The organism is Lentimicrobiaceae bacterium (genome assembly GCA_020636745.1).
Taxonomy (GTDB): domain Bacteria; phylum Bacteroidota; class Bacteroidia; order Bacteroidales; family Lentimicrobiaceae; genus Lentimicrobium.
Genome location: JACJXH010000002.1, coordinates 570,797 through 582,720 on the forward strand (window position 1 = coordinate 570,797; position 11,924 = coordinate 582,720).

At 39.7% G+C, this 11,924-nt stretch carries 10 protein-coding genes; 6 read left to right on the top strand and 4 right to left on the bottom strand.

From position 1 onward, the window contains the following. Nucleotides 1–43: 43 nt before the first annotated feature. Nucleotides 44–997 carry a hypothetical protein gene (locus tag H6541_04945; GenBank protein MCB9015122.1) on the bottom strand — a complete coding sequence of 318 codons (954 nt, stop codon included), beginning with the start codon at nt 995–997 and terminating at the stop codon, nt 44–46. Nucleotides 998–1,524: 527 nt separating this feature from the next. Here H6541_04945 and H6541_04950 point away from each other — a divergent pair. The 5 genes from H6541_04950 (at nt 1,525) to H6541_04970 (ending at nt 7,237) form a co-directional block, all read left to right on the top strand. Beyond that, nucleotides 1,525–2,775, top strand: a complete 1,251-nt coding sequence (locus tag H6541_04950; GenBank protein ID MCB9015123.1) for an efflux RND transporter periplasmic adaptor subunit — start codon at nt 1,525–1,527, stop codon at nt 2,773–2,775. Between the two features lie 76 nt (nt 2,776–2,851). Next, nucleotides 2,852–4,147 carry an ABC transporter permease gene (locus H6541_04955; GenBank protein MCB9015124.1) on the top strand — a complete coding sequence of 432 codons (1,296 nt, stop codon included), beginning with the start codon at nt 2,852–2,854 and terminating at the stop codon, nt 4,145–4,147. A gap of 25 nt (nt 4,148–4,172) precedes the next feature. After that, a complete protein-coding gene (locus tag H6541_04960; GenBank protein ID MCB9015125.1) occupies nt 4,173–5,663 on the top strand; it encodes a TolC family protein in 1,491 nt (496 codons plus the stop codon). Nucleotides 5,664–5,879: 216 nt separating this feature from the next. Beyond that, a complete protein-coding gene (locus H6541_04965) occupies nt 5,880–6,467 on the top strand; it encodes an alpha-ketoglutarate-dependent dioxygenase AlkB (GenBank protein MCB9015126.1) in 588 nt (195 codons plus the stop codon). 134 nt (nt 6,468–6,601) lie between these two features. Then, nucleotides 6,602–7,237, top strand: a complete 636-nt coding sequence (locus tag H6541_04970) for a peroxiredoxin (protein MCB9015127.1) — start codon at nt 6,602–6,604, stop codon at nt 7,235–7,237. Between the two features lie 110 nt (nt 7,238–7,347). Here the strand turns inward: H6541_04970 and mazG are convergent, their stop codons facing one another. Further along, the gene (gene mazG / locus H6541_04975; protein ID MCB9015128.1) at nt 7,348–8,136 is read right to left on the bottom strand and encodes a nucleoside triphosphate pyrophosphohydrolase; all 789 of its coding nucleotides are present in this window, start codon (nt 8,134–8,136) and stop codon (nt 7,348–7,350) included. A 247-nt stretch (nt 8,137–8,383) separates the two neighbouring features. Here mazG and H6541_04980 point away from each other — a divergent pair, with 247 nt between their 5' ends. Then, the gene (locus tag H6541_04980) at nt 8,384–9,553 is read left to right on the top strand and encodes an acyloxyacyl hydrolase (GenBank protein ID MCB9015129.1); all 1,170 of its coding nucleotides are present in this window, start codon (nt 8,384–8,386) and stop codon (nt 9,551–9,553) included. Nucleotides 9,554–9,560: 7 nt separating this feature from the next. On the opposite strand, the gene H6541_04985 is transcribed toward H6541_04980, so the two are convergent. Continuing rightward, nucleotides 9,561–10,121 (bottom strand): HDIG domain-containing protein, encoded by a 561-nt coding sequence (locus tag H6541_04985; protein MCB9015130.1) that lies wholly within the window; start codon nt 10,119–10,121, stop codon nt 9,561–9,563. A 204-nt stretch (nt 10,122–10,325) separates the two neighbouring features. Further along, nucleotides 10,326–11,732, bottom strand: a complete 1,407-nt coding sequence (locus tag H6541_04990; GenBank protein ID MCB9015131.1) for a serine hydrolase — start codon at nt 11,730–11,732, stop codon at nt 10,326–10,328. Nucleotides 11,733–11,924 lie beyond the last annotated feature (192 nt).

The window sequence follows — 11,924 nt, forward strand, 5'->3', positions numbered from 1 at the left end:
GGTTAAATATCAGCCTGATTGAGTTAAGTTTTAAAGGAGTGTTTTATGAATTTTCCTCTTTTTTCTTGAAGTTTATCAGGCTGTCTTTGCTTGCATTCAGGCCAAATTCGAGAATTTTTTCAACAATCAGCATTCTTGCTTTATCGGCATCTTTCATAGATCCTGAAATTTTGTAAGCCAGCAGTGTGTTATGAATAAAAACCTGCCTGTTATAAAAATATGTGAGCCGATTGATTGAGCTTTTGTATATCCAGAGGAATAATGCAGAGACCAACTCGGTGATGATACCACTCCCTATGGTCAGAATCTGAAGATTTCCTGAAACAAAGTCTTTGTTTATAAACGTGGCAGGTACAATATATGACAATATGCCGAAGGCAATGATAAAGAATCCGAACCACATTGCCAGAATACTGTACTGATAACTTCGCTGGGTTTGGGTTAACCCGATTTTATAATATTGCTCGAGTTCTATCCTGCTAAAAGTTACCAGTGGTATCAGGCCTTCTGTATCTGTTTCACCTAAAATGCTTTCATAGTTCGATTGTTTTTCGTTGATTTCATTTATTCTTGAACTAAACTCTTTTTCGGCATCAGTAGCATACAATTTGAAAATGCCCGAAATAATATCCCCGATTAAAAAAAACGGGATAAATGGCCCGATAAACAAGTAAATAGCCCCCAGTACCGAAAATATTCCCCTCCATGTTGGCGGGTCAAATCCCCAATTCCATAACATCGGAAGCCATATGAATATGCAATAATAAACAGCAACTGCAGTGGTTATAATCAGAAGAAGAATCAGACTGATTATAACAGTCATTCTTACTTTGCTATTTTGGAATTTGACCCATTCCAGCAGCCATTCTTTAGCCTCCTTTTTCTTCTCTTCCTTCGGCTCAGCATTTTTTGATTCATGCTGTAAGCTTTCACTTTTATCTGTTTTGTCAAGTTCGACGGCTGGGTTGGGTGTTGCCGTATTTTCTGTCTTTCCCATTGCGGTTTGATTTTTAAATGGGTTCAATATTCTTTGAATGTAAATCTGTGCTGCCTGGCTATGGTTGTATGCTTAGTGATGGTTCAAAATGTTAGCAATATGGCAGCACTTACTCAATTGTAATAGTCAAAAAATCAGAGATAGCGTTAAGCAATGCCCTCTGATTGCATCTGCGAACCTATTGAATTACATTGAATTGGAAAGCTATAATGGATAATAAACACGCATGGGCGTTTTTTTGTTTTTCTGTTTCGGCTTATGATTTGTATTTTTTAAGATAACTCATGCTGATCATCCGGCAGGCATGCTTCTTGAAATTGGTATTGCCATAATTTTAAAATACTGAATGAAGAGGTGCTTTTACAAAATTGTATAATGAGGCTGTTTTGAGAATTAATAACTAAAGTGTTTTTTATGACAGGTTCTTTGGTACTAAAGCATTGCTATTGCCAATAAAACTATAAATTTGGCGTTACAATTATCTGATTATCGACTTATCGTTATTCTTTTTTCGAAAATATTGGTTTATGAAGGCTTTTTCTACGCAGAACAAGAAATTATGGTTTTTACTACCGGCAATCGTCATTGCGTTAGCGGCAAGCTGGTATTATTTTGCCGGCAGAAGTAAGAGCGGCCCCGGCCTTACAACCAAAGTGGAATATGGTGATTTTAACATCAACGTAACGACCACCGGAGAGCTTGAAGCGTTGAGTTCAGAGAATATTCTGGGGCCTACCGGTTTGCGGGAGGTTAGAATCTGGCAGGTGCAAATCAGCGATATTATTGCCGAAGGAACATTGGTAGATTCGGGCCAGTATGTAGCTACACTTGACAGGACTGAAATTACCAACCGCATGAAGGATCTTGAAAGTGAGGTGGAAAAGCTTGAATCACAGTTTATTAAAACTAAACTTGATACCTCAATGGATCTCAGGGCTGCCCGTGAAGAGCTCGTGAATATGAATTATGCTTTGGAAGAAAAGCAAATTACGGTGGAACAATCTATTTATGAACCTCCTGCAACCCAGCGTCAGGCCAAACTCGATTTGGAAAAAGCACAGCGTGCTTTTCAACAGGCTCAAAAAAATTATAAACTGAAACTCGAAAAAGCCCGCGCCAACATGCAGGAAGTTTCAGCTTCTTTTAGTCAGGAGCAACGCCGACTTGAACAGATACGTGAAGTGCTCAAAGGATTTACCATTACTGCTCCCAAGGCTGGCATGCTTATATACAAACGCAACTGGGATGGAACAAAAATGGGTATTGGTGCCACCATGAGTTCATGGGATAATATTGTGGCTACCCTTCCCAATCTCAAAGAGATGATTTCAAAAACCTATGTAAATGAAATAGATATCAGTAAATTAAAAACCGGGCAGAAGGCAGAAATTAGTGTAGATGCCTTCCCTGAAAGAAAATATACCGGAATTGTTACCGAAGTTGCCAATATTGGTGAGCAAATGCGCAATTCAAATGCCAAAGTTTTTGAAGTAAAAATCAGGGTTCATGAATTTGACTCCATTCTTCGCCCGGCTATGACAACCAAAAATATCATCAGCACATCCATAATTCCGCGTTCACTTTATTTGCCTATTGAGTGCATTCATACTACTGACAGCATTACGTTTGTTTACCTTCCGGGCTCTACGCGTCAACAAATAAAAACAGGCCTGACCAATGAAAATCAGATTATTGTTACTGAAGGTTTGAAACAGGGAGATGAAGTTTATTTGTCGCCACCTGAAAACTCTTCTGAATGGCGTTTAAAGAAACTTTAATCAGATTACTGTGGAAAGGAAACTTTATATACTGGCTATTGCCCTGGAAGCTGTTTTTGCAAACAAATTCAGATCAATGCTCACTGCGCTGGGCATCATCTTCGGAGTTGCGGCAGTTATTGCTATGTTAGCAATTGGCAATGGCGCACAAAAGGAAATTCTTGACCAGATGAAGCTGGTGGGTGTAAATAATATTATAATTATGCCCAAATCGCAGTCGAAAATGGAAGAAGCTGCCAAAGATGATGAAAAAGGGAAACAAGCGGCAGATAAATTTTCTCCAGGATTATCGCTGATGGATGCACGCAGCATTCAGGAAGTTATTCCATCGGTGGCCAAAGTTAGTCCTGAAGTGGTTTACGAGTCTCCTCTTATTTCCGAAGGCGTTAGTACATATGGAAAAGTAAGTGGAGTAACTCCTGATTTTTTTGATGTGTTTAACCTGTCACTTGAAACCGGCGATATGTTTAACGAAGAGCAGCTGCGATTTGGTAAGGCTGTTTGTATTGTTGGTGCCGGGCTAAAGGCTAAACTTTTTCCACAAACCAGCCCTATTGGCAAATTTGTAAAATGCGGAAATGTATGGCTGCAGGTTATTGGCGTTCTTGAAAACAGGGCCGTTTCAGCTTCGCTTTCCGAAAATATGGGTATTAGTGATTATAACAACCAGATTTATGCCCCTATTCAAACAATCCTCTTACGCTATCGCGACCGTTCGGTTGTAACCACTGCTATGATAAGGGGCGGCAGCACCAGTACCGTTAGTTTTGGCGGAGGAATGATGTCGTTCAGCTCTTCATCTGAAAGTGATGAAGATGCTTCAAATCAGATAGATAAAATTGTGGTACAGGTGAAGGAAACGTCACTCATTAACCAGACTTCAGAAGTAATTCAGCGTATGCTCACCCGAAGACACGCTGGTGTTGAAGATTTTGAAATCAAAGTTCCCGAGCTTCTGTTGAAACAAGAACAGAGAACCAAGGATATTTTCAATATCGTGTTGGGTGCCATCGCTTCCATTTCACTTATTGTTGGAGGAATCGGTATCATGAATATTATGCTGGCTTCTGTGATGGAACGTACCAAAGAAATTGGTATTCGCATGGCTACTGGTGCTACGCGCAAAGATGTGATTTTTCAGTTTTTAAGTGAAGCGACCATGATTAGTATCTCAGGCGGGATAATAGGTATTTTTCTCGGGCTTGCCCTTGCCCGAATTATTACTGAGTTAACAGGAATTCTTACCATAGTTTCTATCGCATCTATTGTTATTTCTTTTGGCGTATCGGCTACTGTGGGTATTATTTTCGGATATATGCCCGCCAAAAAGGCAGCCATGCAGGATCCTGTGGCTTCGTTGAGATATGAATAATTCATTTAGTTATAAAGTTGTGTTAATGAGAAAGATATTTGCAATTATTTTAATGATGTCAGTAAGTCTGTGTTTTCAGCTGACGGTTTACGGGCAGTCAAAAACCAGACAATTGAGTTTGCAGGATGTTATCTCCATTGCTCAAAAGCAATCGCCTGACGCGTTAACAACGACCCATCGTTTCCGTAGCAGTTACTGGCAATTCCGCAACTACAAGGCAGGATTAATGCCCTCGCTTACATTTGATGCTACCTTGCCCAGCCTTAGCCGTAGCATTGAGAAAATTACCACGCCCGATGGTGATGCATTTTATGAACGTAATCAGGCAAGTTACTCTGCCGGCCTCTCGCTTACCAAAAATATCGGTCTTACCGGAGGGCAAATCTTTTTAAATTCTGATTTACAGCGAATAGACCTTTTTAGTGACAGCACCAGAACTTCTTATTTGTCATCTCCCCTGAATATAGGGTTACGGCAGCCCATTTTTAATTATAATCCTTATAAATGGCTGAAGAAGACTGAACCCATGCGCTATAGTGAAGCCGAAAAAAAATACCTGGAAGATATTGAGCAGGTTTCTATTACAGCTTCTAACCTTTTCTTCAGCCTGCTTGATGCCCAGATACGCTTAAAAATTCAGCAGACCAATATGGCAAATAACGACACCTTGTATCAAATTGCCCGCGGTCGTTTTAATATTGGAACTATTGCTGAAAATGAACTGTTGCAAATTGAGCTAAGTTTGCTCAATGCCCGGTCGTCGGTTGAGAGTGCCAATCTGGACGTCGAAATGAAAATGTTTAACCTTCGATCATATTTGCGGATTCCTGAGGGCGAGGCTATTGAGCTGATTGCGCCCGGAGCCCCGGCAGCCACTACTGTTGATGCCCAGTTGGCTATCGCTGAAGCCCGTGAAAACCGTGCTTCAATGGTTGCTTTTGAAAGACGGTTGATTGAAGCTGAAAGTCAGGTTAATAAAGCCAGAACCGAAAACCGCTTCAATGCAAATTTGTTTGCAATTTATGGCCTCACACAAAGTACTGCTGATTTTAAGGAGGTTTACCGGAATCCTCAGGAGCAACAGCGCCTCGAAGTTGGTATTCAGGTCCCGATTTTGGACTGGGGGCTCACGCGAGGCAAAATTAAACTTGCCGAATCAGATCGTGAATTGGTGCGGACTGCCGTTCAGCAGGAGCAGATTGACTTCGAACAGGAGATTTTTTTGAAAGTGATGCAGTTTAATATGCAGCGAAATCAGTTGGCTATTGCTGCTAAAAGTGATACTGTTGCCCTTAAACGCTATGAAGTTACCAAGCAGCGGTATCTCATTGGCAAAATCGGAATTATAGATTTAAATATTGCCCAAACCGAAAAAGACAATGCCCGGCAAGGGTATATAGCTTCTTTGGCTGAATACTGGAGAAGTTATTACGAGTTGCGCAAACTTACCCTCTATGATTTCCCGGCTAAACGCAGAATTACTTTTAGTTTTGATGAAATTCCCGACATACAGTAACTAATCTTTGATTGAACAAGTCTCTGATTAAACTCTCCCCGGCTAAGTATTTTGTCCCTTTTTTTTTGACTGACCGGTATAGTTCTTGACAAGTCAAATATTTTCGTGCGCGGCAGTTGTGAATAATTTCGATAAATGATTGAACTGAGGCAACCAAATTTATTATCTTTCGAAACCATTTGAATCCCGGTTATATTGATACAGTTTTTAAAAGATATGAGTTTTGAACAGATTCCTTTAAAACAGGGCTTGATGTATCATATCCCTGATTTTATAGGTAAATCAGCTTCGTTTGACTTTATTCAACAACTGAAACAGGAGATCAAATGGAAGCAGGAGACATTAAGATTTTTTGGTAAATCATTGCTTACACCCCGCCTCACTGCCTGGTATGGCGACGAGGGAATGAGCTATAGCTATTCAGGACTAAAACTGAGTCCCAATATATGGACACCGGCTTTGCTTGAAATTAAAAACATGACGGAATTTGCCACAAATTGCCGGTTTAATTCAGTGTTGCTCAATTGGTATCGCAACGGAAACGACAGCATGGGGTGGCATTCCGACGATGAAAAGGAATTAGGCCTGAATCCTGTAATTGCAAGTGTTAGCCTGGGGGCCGAAAGAATATTCAGGGTTCGCGAAAAGTTGAATCATAAAAACAGTTTTGGTATTAAGCTCAATAACGGAAGTTTATTGCTGATGGCAGGAGAATTGCAGCACCACTGGCAGCATTGCCTGCCCCGTTCGGCCAAAAGTCAGGGCGACAGGATTAATTTAACTTTCAGAATGATTGTTGCTTAGAACTGTTTCCTCTTATTTAAACAGTTATACAGTGAATATTACTATTCATTGAAAAGTATGATTTGCATGCACATCAAGGCATGTTTTTTTATATATATTTGTAGTATAAAATTTAAACATTTAAAAACACAGCTATGTCAGTTTTAGTAGGCAAAAAAGCCCCTCATTTTGAAGCAGATGCAGTTATAAACGGTGGTGAGATTGTTGAAAAATACTCTCTTAGCCAATTTATTGGGAAAAAGCATGTTGTATTTTTCTTCTATCCGCTGGACTTTACATTTGTTTGTCCTACTGAAATTCTTGCATTTCAGCACAAGCTCGATGAGTTTCACAAAAGGAATGTTGCAGTTGTGGGCTGCTCGGTAGATTCAGTGCATTCACACTGGGCATGGCTGAATACCGAACTCAATAAAGGTGGAATCAAAGGTGTTACTTTTCCGCTGGTTTCAGATTTATCAAAAACAATTTCTGAAAATTACGAGGTGCTTGCTGGCTCTTATGAATATGATGAAGAGGACAATAAACTCGAATTTGATGGTGAAGCTGTTGCATACCGTGGTTTATTTTTGATTGATAAACAAGGTATTGTTCGTCATCAGGTTGTCAATGATTTGCCTTTGGGGCGCAGTGTTGACGAGGCTTTACGCATGGTGGATGCGCTGCAGTTTTTTGAAGAAAACGGGGAAGTGTGCCCGGCCGACTGGCACAAAGGCGATAAAGCCATCAAAGCAACACCTGAAGGAATTGCTGATTACCTCTCTTCGAAATAGATGATTTATTTCATTGAATAAGCTCTTTATAAAAATCGCCGGTTCATTTCTGATGAGTGAACCGGCGATTATATTTAAAGTAAAGACTTCCTCCCCAAAAAAAATCTGATTTATTTTTCTTTGGCTTTGGCTTCGTTCCAGTATACGTCCAGCTCCTCCAGAGTCATATCATGCATTGATTTGCCTATCAGATTTACACTTTCTTCTATGTGATTAAAGCGACGGATAAATTTCTTATTGGTACGTTCCAGAGCATCTTCCGGATTTACATTGATAAACCGGGCGTAATTAATCAGTGCAAATAGCAGGTCGCCAAATTCATCTTCAATCTTTTCAGGTGTTCCGTTTATCTTCTCATACTGTAGTTCGCCTAATTCTTCCTGAACTTTATCCCAAACCTGTCCTACATAATCCCAGTCGAACCCGACACCGCGTGCTTTTTCCTGAATGCGATAAGCTTTTACCATTGCGGGCAACGAGCCGGGGACTCCTGAAAGCACCGTTTTGCGATTTTTACCATCACTGCTTTTCTCGGTTAATTTAATTTTTTCCCAGTTGTTTTTTACAGCTTCTGCATCGTTGGCTGTTACATCGCCGTAAATATGAGGGTGACGTCTTACCAGCTTATCACATATGCCGTTTAATACATCTGTAATATCAAAAGCGTTTTGTTCTGAAGCTATTTTTGAATAAAAAACAAGATGTAACATTAAATCGCCAAGTTCTCCTTTGATATCAGCCATGTTTTTTTCAAGAATGGCATCGCTTAATTCATAGGTTTCTTCTATGGTTAAATAGCGAAGACTCTCGAGGGTTTGCTTTTTATCCCAGGGGCAACCGGCTCTTAATTCGTCCATGATAGTAAGCAAACGTTCAAATGCGGCTAGTCTCGAATCCATGATAATTATTTAAGAGTTCTGATTTTGTTGTGATTTTCATTGTTTTCAACCATTGAAGAAAACATTCCGTTTGATTTTACCTTTTGCTTTCTCCTGCTTTTATATTGATATTCAAAAAATTAGCTGAGGAGAGCTTTTGAATTTGCTTCGAGGTTGTTTCAATCTTCCAGATTTTGCAAAGTTACACATTTTAGCGGGGCTGGATTTCGTATTTTTGTTGTCAATTGTTTATTTCGGCAATTATCCGGTGAAAAAAAAATCTGCTTTTTATTCAGTATTGCTCAGGCTTTTCAGGTATTTAACTGTAATCTCTTTGTTATTGGTTACAGTTGAAAAATCTGAGGCGCAAAAGCAGCGGTTTCAGGCGGCTAATTTGCTATACGAATCCAGGGTTAATTATGGTTTCCTGATTGCTCATCATGTTGAGATGGAAATTTACAATAGCCATTTTCCGTCGTTTGAATTTACAATTGCGCAAGCTGCTTATGGCAAACAGCAATGGGAAGCATTTTATAATTATCCGGTTACCGGTGTAACTTACTGGAATGCCTGGCTTGGAAATTCGCGTGATTTAGGACAGGCTCATGCCGTTTTTCCATATATCAGTTTCCCCTGGATCAAAAACAACCGGAATGAACTTAATTTTAGGTTAGGAGCCGGAATGGCCTATCTGACCAAAAAATTTGATCGCCTGGATAATTATAAGTTTACGGCCATCGGTTCGCATCTGAATGCTGCCATTAATCTGATGATTGAGTATAGATGGAAACCTCTGCATCAGCTTCAGTTGTCAGCTGGTTTGCAATTGATGCACTTTTCAAATGGCTCAACTAAAACGCCTAATTACGGGCTGAATATTCCGGCATTAAGTGCCGGTGCCGCATTCAGGCTTAATAAGGAAAACAATTATATAAGGCGTCGCATCCGGCCCGATCTTACCATGTTTGAATTTGATGGCAGGAAATTTCTGGAAATTAAAGCCGGAACCACTTTTGCCGTCAAGGAAACAGGCGACACTGATGGTAAAAGATATAATATCTATGCGGGTTTTATTAGTGCAACAAGAAGCCTGGATTATAAAAATAAACTGGGTCTTTGTTTCGACCTTTCATGGGACGGCTCAGATGCGCTGCTGGTTGCCCGAAGCAATACTGAGCCTTATAACAAAGCTGAGCTTACAAAACCCGGCATCAGTGCTGCTTACGAACTGGTGCTTTCACGTATGTCGTTTGCCTTTAACCTTGGCTTTTATATTGGAGGAAAAGATAAAAGTGAAGGATTATCGTATTACAAGGCCGGTATCCATTACCTTATTACCAAAGATATTTTTACCAATCTAACCCTGAAAACTCATTTTGCACGGGCTGATTTTGTTGGGATTGGGATTGGATACAGGTTCAAAGCGTTATATTATTAGCAAATTTTTATAGTCCGATATCACTTGCAATGCTTGTCATGGCAGCTATAGCCAGCGCTGCAAATTCATCTAACGGAATTCCCGTTTTTTCACATTCCATAATATTTTCGCGCTTTACTGATGCTGCAAATGCTTTTTCCTTCATGCGCTTAACAACAGATTTGGGTTTAACTGATGCTACTTTTTTGTCGGGATAAACCATTGCGGTGGCTGTAATAAGCCCGGTTATGGTTTCTCCAGCTGCAAGTGCATGTTCAAATTCAGTGCTCCTGTCTTTGCCGGTAGCCATTTCGTTGTGCATTTTAATGGCTTCAACAACATCTGTGTCAATACCCATTTCAGTTAAAATGCGGGCAGTTTCAAGCGCATGAAGTGTAGGTGAAGCGTTGGTAACTTCCACATCCAAATCGTGCAGTAGTCCTGCTAGCCCCCATTTTTCAACATCGCGCCCCAGCCTCTGTGCCAGTGCCCGCATTACAGCTTCTGAGGCAAGTGAATGAGCAATCATCCGTTCGTTTTTTATATATTGATGAAGCAGTAACAGGGCTTCTTCTCTTGGTAAAAGCATATGTTCAATAATTGATTTACGATAATTTTTATTCCCGGCTGAGCCAATGACTCATCATCATCTCAGGGAATGGATTCTGAAAGCTAAATTATAAAAGAAAAATGAACAGTAAGGGCGTGCCTTCTTCAAATGAAGTAAAATATTGATGAGATCTTGCGTCCCAATATCTGCAGTGAAACTTTCTACGGGTAAATAAGCTGTAAGTCAGTTGTCTAGTAGATACAAATATTTAGCGATGCCGCTTGTTATTGCCCAGGAGTCATTTTCATAATTATGCCCTGTGGTTACTATAACAACGTTTAATGCCGGGAAAATGTAAATAAATTGACTCCCCAACCCATTAGCCCATATCGTGTTATAGCCTTTTTGTTGTGATTTTATTGTAATATTCCACCAGTGATATGCATATTTATCGTCCTCAATTTGTGTTGCTATTTTGGCACTTGTTGATTCCTCAATCCAGTGCTTTGAAATAACCTGTTTGTGTTGATATGTTCCGTGGTTCAAGACCAGTAATCCAATTTTTAACAGGTCGCGTGGTAGCATTCTTAAGGTTCCACTCATACACGGAAACCCCTGTTGGTTTTGAAGAGCCCAATCATATTGATGGATACCTAAAGGTTTGAATAGGTTTTCCATCGCGAAGGCATCGGCAAATGATCCTGTTTTTTTCTTTAAGATGGCACCCAGAATTTCGGTGTTTCCTCCATCATAAGCAAACACACGACCTGCCTCATTGGTCAATTTTCGTTTTAAAGCATAGTCAATCCGGTTGGCGCTTTGAAAAAGTTGGTGATCATCAACCGCAAACCCTGAAGTCATGGTAAGCAGATTAGATATTGTAATTTGTCTGTATTTAATCGTTCTCAGATGTGGATATTCAGGAAATAGCGTATACAACGGTTCATTTATATTTGCTATGAGCCCTTTGTCAAATGCTATTCCGGTTAGCAAAGAAGTTATACTTTTTGTTGATGACTCTATCTGATGGAGATCATTTCGTGTATATCCGTAAAAGTATTCTTCGCAGACCAGTTTGTTGTTTTTTAACATTAAAAAGGAGTTGATGCGGCCATATTCTCCCTTCATGATTTCAGCAATTATTTTATTTATAAATGCTGAGTCATTTTTTGACTTTAAAAATGAAGACTGAATTCCATCATTTAGCATTGGCGGAGCAAAGTATTTGTATTTATACCCGGCAGAACTGCATCCATATTTAGCTTCAACAAGGCGTGTTCCAATCACGTCATTTTTTTTCAGGACAACCGTGTCAAATGGTTCTCCATCGCAATTAAAGCCTCCTCTTATCTGATTTTCAGAAATCCGGCCAGTATATAAGCAATTCCATGCCGGAACATAAAAGCGGATGCTGTCATTACTGACAGTTACACTCTTTACTTCAAATTCAGAACTGTAAAATCTATGAAGTGTCCAGTAACCTTTTGCCTGAATAGAATCATTTTGTAAAAATAACCGGATGTAGAATTTTTTATCCTTGTTTTCGGGGTGCGGACCTTCCCAGAAGCCAGTAAAATCAGTAGCGGATTCTTGAAAGTTGCAACCGGCAAGCAAATAAATGAGCATTATAAAAAATCTGTAACGTTTCATAACACGACTACTTATGATGTTTGCATTTTAACTTGACTGATGTTCAGCGCAACGATACAGTTCGGCTATTATTTCTGAAATTGGAGATTCTGACCTGATTGCAGTTTTTACTTACGTATTAAAGGTGTCGGACTGTTAATTCATATGATATCAGGTTGGCACAGCAATAAAATTACAATTATTTTTATTGAA